This is a genomic window from uncultured Sphaerochaeta sp., from assembly GCF_963676625.2.
Lineage (GTDB): Bacteria > Spirochaetota > Spirochaetia > Sphaerochaetales > Sphaerochaetaceae > Sphaerochaeta.
Genome location: NZ_CAXXYB010000004.1, coordinates 1,324,659 through 1,342,382, shown reverse-complemented (window position 1 = coordinate 1,342,382; position 17,724 = coordinate 1,324,659). Strand labels below are relative to the sequence as shown.

The 17,724-nt window shown below is 41.8% G+C and carries 17 protein-coding genes; 9 read left to right on the top strand and 8 right to left on the bottom strand.

Going from position 1 to position 17,724, the window contains the following annotated elements:
• Positions 1–2: 2 nt before the first annotated feature.
• Genes ACHZBG_RS09095 through ACHZBG_RS09085 form a run of 3 tightly spaced genes read left to right on the top strand, consistent with a single transcriptional unit; the run spans position 3 to position 3,766 of the window.
• The gene (locus ACHZBG_RS09095) at positions 3–1,526 is read left to right on the top strand and encodes an altronate dehydratase family protein (protein WP_320129135.1); all 1,524 of its coding nucleotides are present in this window, start codon (positions 3–5) and stop codon (positions 1,524–1,526) included.
• Positions 1,527–1,570: 44 nt separating this feature from the next.
• Positions 1,571–2,974, top strand: coding sequence for a glucuronate isomerase (gene uxaC / locus ACHZBG_RS09090; RefSeq protein WP_320129134.1), 1,404 nt, complete (start codon positions 1,571–1,573; stop codon positions 2,972–2,974).
• 3 nt (positions 2,975–2,977) lie between these two features.
• The gene (locus ACHZBG_RS09085) at positions 2,978–3,766 is read left to right on the top strand and encodes an IclR family transcriptional regulator (protein ID WP_320129133.1); all 789 of its coding nucleotides are present in this window, start codon (positions 2,978–2,980) and stop codon (positions 3,764–3,766) included.
• A 536-nt stretch (positions 3,767–4,302) separates the two neighbouring features.
• On the opposite strand, the gene ACHZBG_RS09080 is transcribed toward ACHZBG_RS09085, so the two are convergent.
• From ACHZBG_RS09080 to ACHZBG_RS09060, 5 genes are all read right to left on the bottom strand, one after another.
• A complete protein-coding gene (locus ACHZBG_RS09080) occupies positions 4,303–5,580 on the bottom strand; it encodes a TRAP transporter large permease (protein ID WP_320129132.1) in 1,278 nt (425 codons plus the stop codon).
• A gap of 1 nt (position 5,581) precedes the next feature.
• Positions 5,582–6,082 (bottom strand): TRAP transporter small permease subunit, encoded by a 501-nt coding sequence (locus tag ACHZBG_RS09075; protein WP_320129131.1) that lies wholly within the window; start codon positions 6,080–6,082, stop codon positions 5,582–5,584.
• 80 nt (positions 6,083–6,162) lie between these two features.
• Complete coding sequence (locus ACHZBG_RS09070; RefSeq protein WP_320129130.1) at positions 6,163–7,188, bottom strand: TRAP transporter substrate-binding protein; 1,026 nt, start codon at positions 7,186–7,188, stop codon at positions 6,163–6,165.
• A gap of 26 nt (positions 7,189–7,214) precedes the next feature.
• Positions 7,215–8,261 (bottom strand): alcohol dehydrogenase catalytic domain-containing protein, encoded by a 1,047-nt coding sequence (locus tag ACHZBG_RS09065; protein WP_320129129.1) that lies wholly within the window; start codon positions 8,259–8,261, stop codon positions 7,215–7,217.
• Positions 8,258–9,043 carry a 5-deoxy-glucuronate isomerase gene (locus tag ACHZBG_RS09060; RefSeq protein WP_320129128.1) on the bottom strand — a complete coding sequence of 262 codons (786 nt, stop codon included), beginning with the start codon at positions 9,041–9,043 and terminating at the stop codon, positions 8,258–8,260. The genes ACHZBG_RS09065 and ACHZBG_RS09060 overlap by 4 nt, the downstream gene beginning before the upstream one ends.
• 181 nt (positions 9,044–9,224) lie before the next feature.
• Between ACHZBG_RS09060 and ACHZBG_RS09055 the strand changes: the two genes are divergently transcribed.
• From ACHZBG_RS09055 to ACHZBG_RS09035, 5 genes are all read left to right on the top strand, one after another.
• Positions 9,225–10,196, top strand: a complete 972-nt coding sequence (locus ACHZBG_RS09055) for a C-terminal binding protein (RefSeq protein ID WP_320129127.1) — start codon at positions 9,225–9,227, stop codon at positions 10,194–10,196.
• A gap of 30 nt (positions 10,197–10,226) precedes the next feature.
• Entirely contained in the window at positions 10,227–11,000 is a 774-nt protein-coding gene (locus tag ACHZBG_RS09050) for a DUF169 domain-containing protein (protein WP_320129126.1), read from the top strand.
• Positions 11,001–11,668: 668 nt separating this feature from the next.
• Positions 11,669–12,343: a GntR family transcriptional regulator gene (locus ACHZBG_RS09045; protein WP_320129125.1), complete on the top strand. Its 675-nt coding sequence runs from the start codon at positions 11,669–11,671 to the stop codon at positions 12,341–12,343.
• A 353-nt stretch (positions 12,344–12,696) separates the two neighbouring features.
• Positions 12,697–13,665, top strand: a complete 969-nt coding sequence (locus tag ACHZBG_RS09040; RefSeq protein ID WP_320129124.1) for a Gfo/Idh/MocA family oxidoreductase — start codon at positions 12,697–12,699, stop codon at positions 13,663–13,665.
• A 12-nt stretch (positions 13,666–13,677) separates the two neighbouring features.
• A complete protein-coding gene (locus ACHZBG_RS09035) occupies positions 13,678–14,025 on the top strand; it encodes a cupin domain-containing protein (protein ID WP_320129123.1) in 348 nt (115 codons plus the stop codon).
• A gap of 12 nt (positions 14,026–14,037) precedes the next feature.
• On the opposite strand, the gene ACHZBG_RS09030 is transcribed toward ACHZBG_RS09035, so the two are convergent.
• Positions 14,038–15,132 (bottom strand): DUF6930 domain-containing protein, encoded by a 1,095-nt coding sequence (locus ACHZBG_RS09030; RefSeq protein ID WP_320129122.1) that lies wholly within the window; start codon positions 15,130–15,132, stop codon positions 14,038–14,040.
• 162 nt (positions 15,133–15,294) lie between these two features.
• Between ACHZBG_RS09030 and ACHZBG_RS09025 the strand changes: the two genes are divergently transcribed.
• The gene (locus ACHZBG_RS09025) at positions 15,295–16,581 is read left to right on the top strand and encodes a lysophospholipid acyltransferase family protein (protein ID WP_320129121.1); all 1,287 of its coding nucleotides are present in this window, start codon (positions 15,295–15,297) and stop codon (positions 16,579–16,581) included.
• A gap of 54 nt (positions 16,582–16,635) precedes the next feature.
• Here ACHZBG_RS09025 and ACHZBG_RS09020 read toward each other — a convergent pair whose 3' ends face one another.
• Complete coding sequence (locus tag ACHZBG_RS09020; protein ID WP_320129120.1) at positions 16,636–17,253, bottom strand: DUF2202 domain-containing protein; 618 nt, start codon at positions 17,251–17,253, stop codon at positions 16,636–16,638.
• Between the two features lie 58 nt (positions 17,254–17,311).
• Entirely contained in the window at positions 17,312–17,701 is a 390-nt protein-coding gene (locus tag ACHZBG_RS09015) for a hypothetical protein (protein ID WP_320129119.1), read from the bottom strand.
• Positions 17,702–17,724: the final 23 nt, after the last annotated feature.

The window sequence follows — 17,724 nt, the reverse complement described above, 5'->3', positions numbered from 1 at the left end:
ATATGGAACATTTCAAGATTTTACAAATAACTGCCGAGGATATCGTGGCCGTCGCAATTGAGCCTTTGGCAAAAGGTCAGATAATCAAGGTAGGAAACAAGACCATTACGTGTATAGAAGATATCCCTCCCGGGCATAAAATGGCCTTGCGAGACATAGCCAAAGGTGAAAAAATCATCAAATATGGCTATCCGATAGGCGAAGCCAGGGAAGCCATTGCCCAGGGTAGCCATGTACATGCAAATAATATACATACCCTCCTTCAGGAAGCCAATGAGTATTCCTATGATGAGAAAATTGCCAAATCCTTCATGGACAAGGCAGAGACCATGAAAAAAACCTGGAAAGATAAAATTCCCACCATCAAGGCCTACCAAAGAAAGAATGGGGAGATTGGAATCCGTAATGAGATTTGGATTGTCCCTACCGTCGGATGTGTAAACAAAATTGCCGAAAACCTAATCGAATGGGCAAAGACGGCATTAAGCGGATATAAGTTTGATGGAATCCATGTCTGGTCACACCCGTATGGGTGTTCCCAACTTGGGGCCGACCACGAGGCAACCAGAACCATCCTTTCTGACTTGGTCCATCATCCTAACGCAGGTGGAGTCCTTGTACTTTCCCTGGGTTGCGAAAACAATACACCGGAATCCTTCAAGGCCCTTGTAGGTCCTACTGATCCTGACCGAGTCAAATACTTGATTTGCCAGGAAGTAGAGGATGAACTTGCAACAGGCAAAAAACTTTTGACTGAACTTGCCGAGACACTTTCCAAGGACACCCGCGTCCCTGTCCCGATGAGCAAGCTTATCGTTGGCTTCAAGTGTGGAGGTTCCGATGGGTTCAGCGGAATCACCGCCAATCCCCTGGTAGGCCGCTTCTGTGATGAACTCACTGCCATGGGCGGTACTTCGATACTGACAGAGGTCCCTGAGATGTTCGGGGCAGAACAGCTCTTGATGAACCGTGCAATCAACAAGGAAGTCTTTGATCAAACAGTAAACCTCATAAATGATTTCAAGGATTACTTTGTCAAACACAACCAGGTCATCTATGAGAATCCTTCTCCCGGAAACAAGGCAGGCGGCATAAGCACCCTGGAGGACAAGAGCCTTGGGTGCATCCAGAAGGGAGGGCAAGCTCCTGTCGAGGCTGTTCTCAATTATGGGGATCGAGTCACACATTCTGGGCTGAACCTACTTTCAGGGCCTGGCAATGATATTGTCTCGACAACTGCGCTGACTGCCTGCGGAGCGCATTTAATATTGTTCACCACCGGACGAGGCACTCCGCTTGGAGCTCCGGTACCAACTGTCAAGATTGCCTCCAACAGTGCCATGGCCGAGAAAAAAGCCAATTGGATTGATTTTGATGCCGGCCGATTACTGAGAGAAGACAACGAGAACGTGCTTTCGGATCTACTGACCCTTATCGAGGAAGTCGCTTCCGGCACCTATCTAGCCAAGAACGAACAAAATGGCTATGCGGAAATATCCTTGTTCAAGGATGGAGTCATTTTGTAAGGACCTTTGCTTTTTGCAAACTACAAATTAGGGAGATATAGAAAATGAAAAAGTTTATGGATGAGAATTTTCTCTTGCAAACCAAGACAGCTGAAAAACTGTTTCATGAATATGCCAAGGATCAACCGATCTTCGATTATCATTGTCATTTGATTCCTCAGGAAATTGCACAGGACAAGCGATTTTCCACCATCACCGATGCCTGGCTTGGTGGTGACCACTATAAATGGAGACTCATGCGAGCAAATGGGGTATCGGAAGCTTTGATAACAGGAAAGGAAACCGACCCGTTTGACAAGTTCCTGGCCTGGGCGGAAACAATGGAAAACAGCTTGGGAAATCCCCTTTACCATTGGACGCATCTTGAACTTCAGCGCTATTTCGGTATAACCGAGATTCTGAACAGAAAGAATGCCAAATCCATTTATGAAGAAGCCAACAGAAAGCTCAAGGAAGATCCTACCCTTTCTGTCAGTGGTATCATGAAGAAAATGAATGTCTATGCAGTAGGGACTACCGATGATCCTGCCGACGATTTGTTCTATCATAAGGAAATTGCCAGTCAGAAGGATTTCCCTGCAAAGGTCATTCCTTCCTATCGCCCTGACAAGGCCTTGAATATCGACAAGGACACCTTTGCCACCTATATCTCAAGTTTGGCAAAAGCCGCTTCCATGAACATCAGTTCAGTTTCCGATGTAATCACTGCCTTGATCGCAAGACTTGATTTCTTCGTTTCCCTGGGTTGCAAGGCTTCCGACCATGCACTGATCACCGCTCCCGCAATTTTCAAGAGCGAAAGCGAAGTCAATGCCATCTTCACAAAGCGCATGGAAGGAAAAACCCTGGGCAGCCAGGAAGTCGAAGCGTACAAGACCTTTGTACTCACGGCCCTGGCCAGAGCCTATGCCAAAAGAAACATCGCAATGCAATTGCACTTTGCCTCCATTCGGGACAACAATGGCTTGATGTTTGCAAAACTTGGTCCGGATACTGGCTATGATGCCTCCCATGACAAGGAAATGGCAGAATCGCTTTCCGCTTTTCTCAATAACCTTTCACAGACCAATGAAGTCCCCAAAACCATATTGTACACCTTGAATCCAAAGGATTATTACGTATTGGGAACCTTGATGGGTTGTTATCAGGGTGGAATCCCCGGAAAGATACAACTCGGTTCCGCTTGGTGGTTCTGTGACCACAAGGATGGAATGGAACAGCAGATGAAGACTCTTGCAAATATCGGGTTGCTTCCCCGTTTCATCGGAATGCTTACAGACAGCCGATCCTTCCTTTCTTACCCAAGGCATGAATACTTCAGGAGAATCCTGTGCAACATCTTCGGAACCTGGGCGGAAGAGGGAGAAATTCCGAATGACCTTGACATGTTGGGTTCTGTGGTCAAGAATATCTCATTTGATAACGCAAAGACATATTTTGAGGCATAAATTATGGTAAAGAAGGAATCTGAAGTACTTGGAGATAAGCAACTGACAAGCGGTGTTGTACGAACCATCGCGATTTTGGAAACACTTTCCCGAAGTCAAAACATCAACCTTGAGTCTCTTTCAAAGGAGACCAAGTTGCCAAAAGCTACATTGCTCAGATTCCTTTCCACCCTTGTTTCACTGGGGTATGTCTATCGCGATCCTGCCGACCTGTATAGTCTGACACTGAAGATGTTTTCCATAGGTTCCCATGGCCTGGAACATATCGACCTTATCAATGTGGCTCAACCTGTAGCCCAGAAATTATGCACCCAATTGGGTGAAACCGTGCATATGGGTGTACTGGAAGAGAATTATGCGGTCTATGTACTGAAGAAAGAGTCTTCGTTTACGATTCGTATGTATTCCAGGGTCGGAAAAAGCATACCCCTGTATTGCACTGCCATCGGAAAGGTCTTGCTTTCCGATATGAGCGATGCAGAAGTCGATGACTATCTTTCCAAGATTCCCTTGAAACCCTTCACACCCAATACCATAAGGGAACCCGAGGCCTTGAAAAGAGAGCTGGGAGAAATTCGTTCTCTTGGCTGGGCTTCCGATAATGAAGAACATGAAATAGGCACTCTCTGTATAGGAGCCCCCATTCGGGACTACACAGGGAAGGTAATTGCTGCAATGAGTGTTTCTTGGCCATTGTTCCGCTTCAACCATGAAGAAAAGGAACTGATTGTCCATTCCATCCTCACTGAATGCAACAAGCTTTCTGGATTGCTGGGTTGGCAGAGACACTAGGAAAATTCTGTTTTAAGAAAAATTACCTTTCATTTCTTTCCTTTCTAAAAGAATCCTGAAATATGAATTACGTTGCAATTTCTGTATGAATATAAATAAAAACGGTCGAATCTTGGTCAGTTTTTTACCGTTCGACAACCTCCTCTCCCAACTTAGTTCTCATGGATGCTCCCTATATCAGTAAAATCTGTTTGATCCAAACGCTTGAAGCAAGGGCCTAGTCAAAAAACACAAAATCAGGACTCAAGGAATCATTTTCCCTGTTGTTCTCTACAGAATACTTGAAAAACAGACTCCCCTGCGAAGATGTATCATCGAAAAAATTCACAGAACCAAATGATTCCTACAGTTTGTCCAATTTATCTATTTCGCACACCCAAAGAAACCCATGCAGAAAAAACATCTGTTTGCTACTTGATTTCATCAAGACATTCTCCCTATCGGGACTATGCCATGAGAGGACCAAGAAATAGGGAGAAATCTACAAGTACCTCGAAATCATGCCTTCCTCGTTACTAAAACATCGAAAATGCAAGTCAAGCGGTACATAAATTTGGCAACCAATTACTAATTGCAGGAAAAATGGTAACAAGCAAAAGGGTCGCTACATTCGCAAGCAAAAAGGGGATGGCAGACTTGAAAATATGAAGGATATCAACCTTTGCGATAGTGGAGGCAACATTAAGACACATCCCGACAGGGGGGGTATCCAAGCCAATTGCCAAACCAGCGATCAGAAGCACTCCAAACTGAACCGGACTTACGCCAAGAGCCGACACAGCTGGCAGAAAAACTGGAGTAAGAAGCATGATTGCGGGGCTAACATCCAAAAACATACCAACAAAAAGTATAATAACATCAATCACAAGCAAGACAATCACTGGAGGAAGATTAATTGATGTAATAAACATAGCCATCCTAAGTGGTACATGCTCCAAAGATAATATCCATGTAAACATATTCGAAAATGCAATGACAATCATCACGGAGGCACTTAGTTTTATAGTTTCAACCAATAAAGCAGGAATCCTTTTAAGTTTAAGGGATTTAAAAATAAACAATCCGACAACCAATGCATACAGAGCACCCAAACCAGCAGCTTCTGTAGCAGTTGCGACACCAAAAACTATTGAACCAACAACAAAAAGTGGCATAATAATAGCGAAAAAGCCATCTTTGAGCGTCTTCCGTATAAATGCAGGGTCACAGGAAACCTTTTCAATCGGAATATTTTCTTTTCTTGCAATTAAAAACGTAATGACCAACATGAATATTCCAATCATTACACCAGGAACAAGACCACCAAGAAACAACCTTCCCACCGATTCAGAAGATATCGTTGCATACATGAGCATCGGTATACTGGGAGGTATAATCATACCCATAGTCGAAGAAGCAACGGTGACTCCACAAGCAAACTCCTGAGAATAGCCTTTTTTTTCCATTTCTGGAATGAGGATTGCTCCAACTGAAGCGGTATCAGAGACAGAAGAACCTGAGATCCCACCAAAAACCATGCTGACCAAGACATTGACAAGGCCCAGACTTCCACGAATCTTTCCCACAAACATCATGAGCATATTGATCAGACGCTGGGTCAAATTCCCTTCGTTCATAAATAATCCCATAAGAATAAACAAAGGAAGAGAGAGCAATAGGGGAGCATTCATTCCAGAAAACAATCTTTCAGGAATAATTATTATTAACTCAGGATGATAAGCTATGAAGTATAGTCCTCCCGAGACTCCAAGAGCATATCCTATAGGCAAACCTAATGTAATCAGCAATAGCAAGGAAATAATAAGTAATGTCATATCAGGAATTCCTCTTTTTATTTTTACTGGCAGAAAAAAGTGAAAACAAATTTGTTATACAGAAACATATTCCAAGAAACATGCTTAAAGGAATGGAGTATTGAGCCCAACGTTGTTCAAAATGAAGAACAGGAGTGAGAAAATGACCTATTTTCTGTATCCACTGGATAGAGAGAACAAGCAGGAAGGATTGCAGAGCCAACATGAAAACATATTGAATTGCCTTCAATATTGTTTTTGTCTTCACACTAGCCTTCTCAAAAAGATTGACTGATATATGATCATTGGAATTTATGAGTAAAGCAGCTCCAATCGCTGTCAAATATATAAACGAGTAATCAACTATTTCCTGGCCACCAACTATTGTCGTATTAAAGAAATATCTAAGCACAACCAGCAAATTCATCATAACAAATATAAATCCCATCAATACTGTCATCAAACCCCAAATTAGTTTTGGAATCTTATTAAGTTGGTTTTTTATTCTCATTTTTTTTCTCACTTTTCAATAATTTTGGAATGAGCGTATCCTCCCCAAGAATGAAGAATACGCACATCCTCGTTACATACAGATTCTTGTGATTATCTCACTGATTTGAGACGACTTTGAATTTCATCAACATCAGCTTGCGTAAAAGCACCCTTATCAATAAAATACTGCCAAACAGGAGCTACTTTTTCCCTGAATTTACTAAGATTTTCAGGAGTAACAGTATTCACTTCCAAATGTTGTCCCAAGAACGTTAAGTTTGCTTCTTCAGCAGCCAACCAGATATCAGTACTCTTTTTCATCGTTTCCTTTGAAACTTCATTAAAAATCTTCTGAAGATCTGCAGGGAGAGACTGATACCATTCATTGCTGGTAAACAAGCAATCAGGGCAGATGATATAATTAACGATGCTTAGGTACTTTTGTACTTCATAAAACTTCATATCCACAATGTTTGAAGGAGGATTCTCTTGGCCATCAACGACTCCAGTTTTCAGAGCCATATAGGTTTCATTGTAAGGAACTTGAGCTGGATTAGCTTGCAAAGCCTCTATCGCCTTGAGAACTGGTTCTAGGGGAGGAACTCTCAATTTCAAACCTTTGATATCCTCAACTGTTTTAATTGGACGTCTATTGTTTGTTATCTGGCGGTAACCACCTGCAATTCCTGTAGCAGCAATATAATACCCATTTTTATTTGCCACTTTGGCAATTCTTTGTTCAAAAGGACTGTCAAGAATCAGGCGGAATTCATCACTATTTTCAAAAATAAAAGGAAGATTATAAATAAGATATTGTGGATTTGCCTTCTCAAATTGAGAACCTCGGGTTCCCTGGATTGCATTAATCTTAACCATATCCATCATTTCGGACTCATTGCCAAGGAGACTATTTGCGTATAGCTCAACCTGGATTCTCCCATTTGAACGTTTTTCCAATTCCTCCTTAAAATAAACCATCGATTTGTGGCGAGCACTTTCCTCTGTCATAGAATGTCCAAATTTGTACACATAGACCTTATCCGTACCCTCCTTTTTTGGTTGCTCCGTTGCTCCATTTGCTACAAGACTTACAAGAATCATTGCTAACATGATACCTACACAAACTAACCTTTTCATAGAAAACCTCCATTTATGACCATTTATTACAATCCAGGTTTGAAAACCACCTTCATGGCAGCCTTCCTTTCCAACAAATCGAACCCTTTCTCCCAATCAGCCAAATCAAACACATGAGAAATTAATTGAGCAAAAATATTTTCATTTTGCTTCAAAATCGAAATTGACCTTTCCCACGATGTATATGAAGTTGACATATTGCAAATCACCTGCAACACTTTTAACATTGCCATCTTATAAGGAAATTCAACAACATCTCGCCCTGGAAGGCCGATACCTATAAATCGCCCATATTTCCTTAAAACAGAAACTCCCATTGCAATGCCACCCTGAGATCCACTTGCCTCCACTACCATATCAACACCAAGACCAGAGGTAAGTTCTTTTATTAAAGGAACACAGTCATATTCATCGGCAATGAATATTTCATCAAACACCCCAAGTTTTCGAGCTACAGGAATACGCATTGGTTCATCCATCTTGGTCCCAATGAGAATTACACGGGAAGCTCCGCTAACTCTTGCCACAATACCAGCCATCAAGCCGATAGGACCAGGACCAATAATAGCCACAGAATCGCCTGCAGAAAGAAGTCCTCTCTCTACGATATCAGTTACTACATTGGCAATTGGTTCGACCAAGGATCCTGATTCAAAACTTATTTCAGGTGGAAGCCGATGCAATAGTTTTGGTTCTGGATACCTCATAAACTCCGTAAAACATCCATCTATGCCCCACCCTGGAGATCGTTTTGATTCACAATTCTGAATATGCCCGGTCCTGCAATAAAAACAATTACCACAGGAAAGAGTATGGGGTTCCCCCACTACTCTATCCCCAGGTTTCCAATCAGTGACCTCCGAACCCACTGATTCAATGATACCGGCAAACTCATGCCCTAAAATCACAGGTGGCCAATAGGGAAATTGATCATGAACAATATGCAAATCGGTACCACATACTGCAGCAGCTTTTATGCGTATCAAAACCTCTCCCCTTCCAATTTCAGGAACTGTTCTTTCCTCTAAAGAAATATTACCTACCCCTTTTTCTGTCTTGACTATAGCTTTCATATATTTTCCCTTTGTTGGACATATGCAGGATCGTTGATTGCCAAATCATACCTTCTACTTTCATGCGAATGAGCCGCCAAAATCCAAAAATAGCAATTACGGATCAAGGGACAAGCAACTGTGGGATGGTATCCCTTTGGAGCCAATACGATATCACCCGATTGAACTATGTGGCAAACATCAGGCTTTCCACTTTCCAGATAACTCATGTGAATTCCAAAACTAGGGGCATCCATATCAAAATAGCAATAGGCTTCTTCAAGATCTTTCTCATGCTGATGCGGAGGCCAGCTCGACCAAGCTCCAATATCACTCCAAGTAAAGCCACAAATGAGCCGAGAGGCAGCAACCTTTGGCCCTAACGTCATGTAGACATCTCTTCTGAAAGGTTTTTCCCCATGGACTTGTTTCGTATCACCAATAGGTAACTCTGAATTGAAAAGATTTATATAAAACTTTCCATACCCTTCATCGATGGCCGCCCCGATATACAAAACAGCATTTGTTTCAGCCTTTATTGTGACCTTTCTGTTTGCTGGCACATAAAAAGAGTCAAGTTTATGCAATAACGAGGGTTTATCTTCATGATACAACGTAACAACGCCACCTATAATGGAAAAAGAGAATTCCCTTGAGGTGTCGAAAAATACAAATTCTTCCATAGCCTTTAAATTCAGGCGATAAACCCATAATGACTTGGTTTTTCCATCTTCAGGGCCTGCAACCAAATGCATTCCAGGTTCATTGCTCGTAGGAATCTTCCAATCAGTTAATTTTTCCATAAATAATACCTTCCCTCAATTCAATATCACTGAATAAGTTCATCAGCAGTTTCTTGATTATTAGCTTGTTTTTTATATTTGTAAAGACAAATTATACACTTTTAATAATTATGTTATTATGTATTGACATTTACAATATTGAGATTCATAGTAGAACCACAATAAAATCAAGGAGAGAAAAATGGCGAAATTCAAAGTTGTAGTTACGGATGATAGATTTGACAGTTATGCTGCAGAGAGAGCAGTACTAGATCCTATTGGTGCTGAACTTATAGTATGTGACTGCAAAAGCAAGGATGAAGTAATTGATGCAATAAAAGATGCCGATGGTGTATTGTTAAATTTACATACGATCAAAGGTGATGAAATCTCTGCAATGCAGAAATGCAAGATTATCTCTCGTTATGGTATCGGCTACAACAATGTTGATGTAGACAAGGCGACTGAAAAAGGAATTTGGGTAGCACGAGTTCCATCCTATGGCGCCGATGAGGCTGTCTCCGACCAGGCAATGGCTCTTCTCATGGATTGTGTAAGAAAAACCACTGTAAAGTACAACAGAATTATCGGTGGTGAATGGAACTTGACCAAGGATTATAAGATTCACCAAATCAAAGGATCGATAATCGGGGTCATTGGTCTCGGAAATATAGGATCAGTATTTGCAAGGAAAATTTCTGGATTCAATCCAAAAGAAATTATTGCCTATGATCCTCATAAAAGTGAAGAATATATGAAGGAAAGAGGAGTCCGGAAGGTATCCTTTGAAGAATTACTCAAACTTTCGGATATCATTTCAATCCATTGCCCAGAGAATGAAACTACCTATCATATGTTTGATGAACATGAATTTTCCCTCATGAAACCTACAAGCATTCTCATTAATACAGCCCGTGGAGGTATTGTCAAGAATGAAGCTTTGGTTCACGCTCTCTCAGAAAAACTGATCAATAGTGCAGGTTTTGACGTTTTCGAACAGGATCCGCTACCTAAGGATAGCCCTTTGAGGAAATTGGATAATCTGATAATTTCCGACCATGTGGGGTATTATACAGAAGAATCCCTGAATACGCTCAAACATCTTGCTGCTGAAAACATCGCAAACGTCCTATCAGGAAAAAAACCTCTGTTCCCTCTCAACCAAATAGACTGACATCCAACCAAAGAATAAAGGAATAGCTATATGACAATAGAAACATTACAATCCCTGGGAAAGGGGTTTGAATCAATTCTGAAATTGAAGACAAAACCAATTGGCTTGAAATTTTTTGCCCACAAAGAAGATGTCCCCAAAGAATATCAGTGGATTGAACACAAGAAAGTTTTATGTAATTTAGTTGGCTTCTCCCGCTATTATGAGTTGCCAATTGCCATAACCGTTGAGAATACTCGAAATCTTTGTACTGTTGCGGATCTTTCAATGGGAATTGGGACAATACCTGAAGGATTCGAGGACAAGGCCGCAGGGAAATTTACAAAAAGCAGTATTGAAGCTTCCAAGATTTTCAAGGATATGAAAACACTTCCTTTCAAATTTGAAGCCCTGGGGATTGCGCCACTTGAATTCTCACCTGTAATCCCTGATGTCGTCCAGATTTGGGGGAATCCCACCCAAATGATGGAACTTGAATATTCAAATGTCTGGAATGACGGAGCCGGAAAAATCCAGTTGTGTAGCAATGGACATGGAGCCAGTTGTTACGAAACCCTTGCTTGGCCCTTGGCTACCCATGAAATCCGTTTGGCCATTGCAGATATCGGCGACAAACGTCATGGATATGCAACAGATGACGATATGATTCTTGGGGTACCGACAGATATGTTGGAAACACTATACAATGGGTTGGTTGCAACGCTGGGAACTTTGAACAGGATACCTATACTGTATAATTTTGATGACATCAATTTCCCAATTCCTTCTTATTCCCTTGACCACTCCAAAGCTTTAAAACACTAGGTTATGATGAATACCACTTGCCAACCAATATAAAACTATAGAGGGGTATTCAATACAAAACCGTCATATTTCATTATTCAATAACAAAAGATAGCCCAAGCCACTAGAATAATTGGTGGCTTGGGATTTTAGTATCAGAGCCCAATGTTTTACATGCTTCATTTATTATCCCAATACTTGTCATTTCCTATTATCCTGTGTTGGGTTGTTCAATAGGGATATGTATCTTCAACTGTTTTTCAAGGAATAATCGAACAAAGTACATATCCGATGTTATTTTAAAACACTGGACTAAATCTAAGAATTCCTTAAGATCCTCTACTAAAAGATGATAAAACTCAACTCAGCGACATAATCTGTTCCTATTGACCAATTTTATTACTGACTGAATAGCTATAAAGGAAATATAGGAACTGTATTTAATTAATTACATTACTACAATATTGATTAATTACATGGAATTTGATATGTATTATAATAGAAAAAGAACATAAGCGTGTCCCATATAAGAAAAATATGATGTGGGTCAAAATTAATTCATAAAAACCCCAATTCATTGTTGTATCTGGACAAAAAAAGGAGCACTCATGCTGGATCCGTATTTCTCGTATAACAAAATAAATAAAACCATACCTATCCCTTTATATTACCAGATCAAGGAAATACTCATGGGTTTTATCAAAACCAGAGAAAATGGAACTCCTCTCCCAACAGAAGAAGAGCTTTGTGATGTATATCAGATCAGTAGGCCCACAGTAAGACAAGCAATGAAAGAACTTGAAACAAACGGAATGATTTGTCGACTTAAAGGGAAAGGGTCTTTCATTGTTGAGCCTAAGATCAATCAGGAATTTCTCACTCGTTTTGAAGATTTCGAAGATAGAATGGAACGTTTGGGGTATTCAGTTCATTCCGAAACGACTGAATTTGAAATTGTTGCAGCCAATGAAATCGAGGCTTCCTCTCTTTCGATACCACTCAACACTCAAGTATATAAAATAAGAGGTATAAAATATGCCAATCAAATACCTATGGTAATATACCTTTCCTATTTACCTGTACACTTATATCCTACTTTGAATAAAACAATCTGCGAACAGAAATCCATTGCAAAAATAATTACGGAAGAATATGGATATCTTGTTGAGAAATACCAAAAAACCATAGAAATCAAAACTGCCAGTGATTATGAGGCCCAGCTATTGACTGTCAAAAAAGGAGCCCCTCTTCAATATATCGATACCATAAGTTTTGACAACCGGGAAGTTCCTCTCGAGTTTAGTATGGAACGATATCGTAGTGATAAAAACAAATTCAGGATTTTCTTTACTAGCAATCATTGAACCCAGAATCCTCTTTATAAGTTCTTTATAAGTAAAGATACTTATTTTATTGAGAATCAAAAACTATCATTGTATTGATGAGTTTTATTTTCGTGTATAAAAAACCTGAGGCTTTTATTAAATATCATTGATAGATTTCTTGTTGAGATGAATTGAAAACATTTTCAATCCTTTCATGATACCGAGGCAGGAAATCCAATTGCAAAGCCTTTGACAAGACTTGTCGTCAACTGCATACATTGATAAACTGAAAGATAGTTCCTTATCGTTTGATCTTTTTTGTCCTCAATATCGAAAAAACTGACTAAAAGGAAATCCCTTGACATGAATTAAAAGAAGCAAGGAGCCAATTGATGAATACAATTCGCTGGGGAATGATCGGATGTGGTTCGGTTACTGAAGTAAAGAGTGGCCCAGGGTTCCAAAAGGCAGAAGGTTCCCAACTGGTTGCAGTGATGCGACGCAATGGGGCTTTGGCCCAGGATTATGCAAAACGTCATGGGGTTCCTCGGTGGTATGACAATGCCCAGGATCTTATCGATGATCCTGAAGTGGATGCCGTATACATCGCTACACACCCAGATACCCATAAGGACTATGCAATTCAAGTGGCCAAAGCCGGAAAACCCGTATATTGCGAAAAACCTCTGGGAAGGACTTTACAAGAGAGCCAGGAAATGGTCTCTTTTTGCAAAGCTCAGGGAATACCACTTTTTTCCGCCTATTATCGACGTGCCCTGCCTAAATACCTATTGGTCAAAAAATTGATCGAAGAAGGAATTCTCGGCAATATCCGGTTCGTTAACCTGCTTATGTACCAAACCATAAAGGAAGATGACATCAATCCTTCCTGGAGAGTAAACCCCACCATTTCCGGGGGAGGAAGGTTTCTTGATGTAGGCTCCCATTCCCTGGATCTTCTCGATTGGTTATGTGGCCCCATACAAAGTGTCCAAGGACAAGCAACCAACCAGGCAAAAACCAATAGTGCCGAAGATATAGTAAGTGGCAGTTGGGTACATTCCAACGGAGTCCATGGCACCGGAATATGGTGTTTCAATACCTTCAAGGACGAAGATGTCATTGCCCTGTATGGAAGCAAGGGGATGCTTGCATTCTCTGTCTTGGACCTCGAAGCTCCCTTGACTATCGATACAGGCAAGGGAATAGAGACGCTTGCCGTACCACTTCCTCCCGAACATGTTGCCCAACCCCTGATCCAGACAGTCGTGAACCAATTGCTCAACAAGGGCATCTGTCCCAGTACAGGGGAAAGCGGTATGCGTACGGATTGGGTCATGAAACAATTGCAAGGATTATAGGAGAGCCAAACCATGTTTGTATCGCACAGAGATGAAATTGCAAAGCGGAAACTGGAAGGAAAGGGAATCAAGGAAGTGACCAAGCAAGTCCTTGTTGGTCCCGACCAAGGGTGGAAAGACCATGTCCTGCGTATGTTTACTTTAGGCAAGGGTGGTTTTGCCCCCCTGCATTCACATCCCTGGGAACATATCATCTATGCTGTCGAGGGAAAGGGAACGCTCTTCATGGATGGAAAGGAATACCCCCTGACTCCCGGGTCGACAGCCTATATCAATGCCAATCTCCAGCATCAAGTATTGAATGCCGGGGATCAGAACTTCGTTTTTCTCTGTATCGTCCCAGAATTCGGAGATATCTAGAATCTTTGTTGGCTACTCATTGTGATGATGATGCTCGCAGGATTCATCATGAACATGCTCAGGTTCATCCTGCGCCCTTCCCTGCATGACAAAGAATTCCTTCAATCTTTCGATTTCCTCGTTGAACGTGCCTTGCATGATTCGGATGCCAAGTTGCTTGCCAAGCGTGGCAAGCAAGGGATAGGAACGTTCACCAAAACAATGGATAGCCTGGGGCTTTCCGCTTGCCTTGATATAATCAAGCAATCTGGAGACAAAACCAACATGCCCTTCCTCATAGTCCTCAACCATAAAGACATCAAGCAAATCATGTTTCTGTGGATCATAGAGCATTTCCGTTACAGGAAAGACCGGAACCGGGTTTTTGGCTGAAAGAACAGGATCAGGAAAAAGAAATGTCACATAATACAGGACCTTCCCTGGTTTTGCCTTCAGAAGCCTGAATTGATCAAGAGTTGATTGGTTCGTCAATTCAGCTTGGGGAAATTCCAGGGAATAACTTTCGTCAGGCAACGTCTTGGCAATCACCGAAAACGAAGTTCCTTCCTGTCGAAAATACGGGATATATTCAACTGATTCACTATCGGCAAGGCCAAGGGACTCCAACCAAGTGGTCAAGGAAGCATCCCTATCAATTTTTCCGAACTGGGCAAAGTAGGTCTTTGCAAATATTATTGCCTTGAGCAATACCAAAAGATTCACCTCGTCCTTCTCTTCCAAATACCAAGGAAACTTATATTGCCTTTTGATCCTGAACTGGGGAAACGTTCCGTCCTTGAACTCCAGGCCTTGTTCTTCAAGTTCCTTTCGCTCTCTATCCTCGAGATCGTCTTTTGTATTATTGCAGGTAAGCAAATAGCATTCCTGTGAATTTTCCAGTTCTGAAAGGACAAGGGGCAGTGCTTCCGGATCTTCCAGGCAGAGGCGAAGATAGGCCGAAAGTCCCTTCAAACCTAAATACCCGGCAAGAGCTCCCTCGACAATGGAAACATAACAGGGCGTCCCATCAGGCAATTCAACGGCAAACAGGTCATTTTCGGAAAATACCCTCTCTGGTTCACATTGTTGATATTCCCTTGCTAATTCATATAATTCCCTATTTGGCATACCGTTCCTCCACTTTATCCATCATACCTAAAAAAACAAACCTGTCCATCGGTTGGAAGAAAAACAATTTTGGATAATTCTCCTTGCAGGGAAGACTTTATCCTCCTAAGATTATGATGACCGTAGATGTTCAGGTCCAATCTTTGCATAAAGGGCACTGCTATGACTGAAATTGACAAACTCCATGCTGCGATTCGCTTTGACATGAAAAAACAGCCCATTCGGCAGAGGATATTCCTCAAACCTGTTGTCTGGGGTTTGAGCTTTCCTGAAACTTGGATGCATCACCTGAAAATCAACAGAAAAAACATGGAAGGAGTGAAACCGCCCTATTTATTATTATGCACCCACATGGCTTTTCTCGACTTCAAGGTAACCACGGCAGCTATTTTCCCTCACAGGGCAAGTTATGTCGTTGCAATCGATGGTTTTATCGGACGTGAGTGGCTTCTGCGCAATGCAGGAGGTATTTGCAAAAGAAAATTCACCAACGACATACAACTGATCAGGCAAATCCGGCATGTCCTTACCAAACAAAAAACGATCCTTGCCCTATACCCCGAAGCACGGTATTCCTTGATCGGGACAACAGCGGTATTGCCTTCTTCTTTGGGAAAAATGGCAAAGGTACTGGGAGTGCCCATAGTAGTTTTGAATATACACGGGGATTATCTTAATAGTCCCTGCTGGAACCTTAGCAAGAGAAAAAACAGGATCGAGGCAGATTTGACCAGAATTTTTACACCGGAGGAATTGGCAAAAGCTTCTGTCCAGCAGATCAATGAAAAAATCAAGGAAGCTTTTTTCTATGATGAATATGCTTGGCAAAAACAAAACAAGATAGTCATTGACCACCCTAAGAGAGCCGAGGGATTGCATAAGGTTCTTTATAAATGTCCGCATTGCCTCACCGAATTTCGCATGGAATCGAAGGGTAGCACGCTCCATTGCCAAGCCTGTGGAAAAACCTGGAACATGACAGTGCTGGGTGAAGTGGAAACAGTCTCGAAAGCAGTCGGTGAACAGACAGTCACCACTGAGTTTACCCATATTCCTGATTGGTATGAGTTCGAAAGAAGTTCCGTGCGAAAGGAAATTGAGCAAGGAACGTACAAGACCCAGTTGGAAGTAGTGGTGGATTCCCTGCCCAATGCAAAAAGATTCATTCGACTGGGAGATGCCAGGCTTTCCCATTCCTTGGAAGGCTTTCGTCTTGAAGGAACCTTCGGAAAAGAATCATTTGTATTGGAGAAACCTCCCTTGACCATGTATTCCTGCCATATTGAATATGACTATTTCGAAAAGGGTGATTGCATCGATTTATCTACATTGTCAGATACGTATTATATTTTTCCCAAGGGGCAAGATTTCTCAGTTACCAAGATGGCCCTGGCCACGGAAGAATTATTTGCCCATTACAACACGAATCCAGAAATCCAGACCCAATAGAAAAGGGACCGTTCATCTTGACGGCCCCTTCCAAAAGATACGGTATGAAACTATTTAGCGTGCAAGAATTCCATTCAACCTTTCCTGGGAAATATATTCTGGTTCATAGGTAAGGTTATACCTATCAAGTTGCCGGATAAAGGAACGCATGTGATTTTCTGAACCTTTCAATAGGTTTGTATATACAACAATCGAAGCAGAATCATCTGTTTTCGAAAGATAGTTTTCCAAGTCATGGATGTCCAGATCCTCGATAAGGGCACCAACTGCCAATGCTTGTTGGGGAGAAACTGTTCCCTTGGCTATCAATTGGTCATACAAAGCGGCAAGATCAGGATTCTTGAATTCCCCGACAACCGAGCCGGCAACAGGATCAACAAGGCCCTGGGCCTGGATCAGGGAAGCAACTGCATCCATATGGGTCTGCTCACTTCGGGCAATATTTGCAAAAGTCTTTATTCCCCAGGTTTCATACAAGCTAAGATATACATCCCTGGCAAGTTTTTCCTCTTCCCTCATATAGAGGATTCCCTCAGAGCCTGTCTCTTCCTGTGTTACGGATATTGATACCGGAGTGTTTTGTTCTTCACTGATAGGTTCAGCAACCAAGGCAAGCAAGGTAGTTGAGCCAAGAACCAAAGCCATTAATAATACTTTACTCATTCGTTTCATCTTGAACTCCTAGGGGATATAGCCAGCTTTTGCTGGCTATATCCTAGTTGCTTGATACTTATCGGTTCAAATTCTGCCGATATCCTTGATTCACGCCCAACCGACTTCCCAACACAGGAGCCTCTCCAGTTACCGGGCAGATTTCAGGGAGATCTTCTGCAGACAGTCCGTAACCATTCATTCCGGTTCCTCTTTGTGCATAACCGAGACGGGACCCTACGGCAACTTCATCACCATCGACCAAACAGATCCCGGCAGCTGTTGCATAGTTCCCTCGGTTGCCATTCATCATGGAACTTCTTCCATATCCCAAGGTTGTCCCATTCGCAGATACAGAAGGTCTGGAGGTATAAGACGAGGAGAAACGATTTCCATAGGAAGCCGCAGAGACGGAAGCTACTACGACAGCTATCAGAACCAATGCGAGGATAAGTTTTTTCTTGTTCATGTTGTCCACCTTTGAGCCAATCG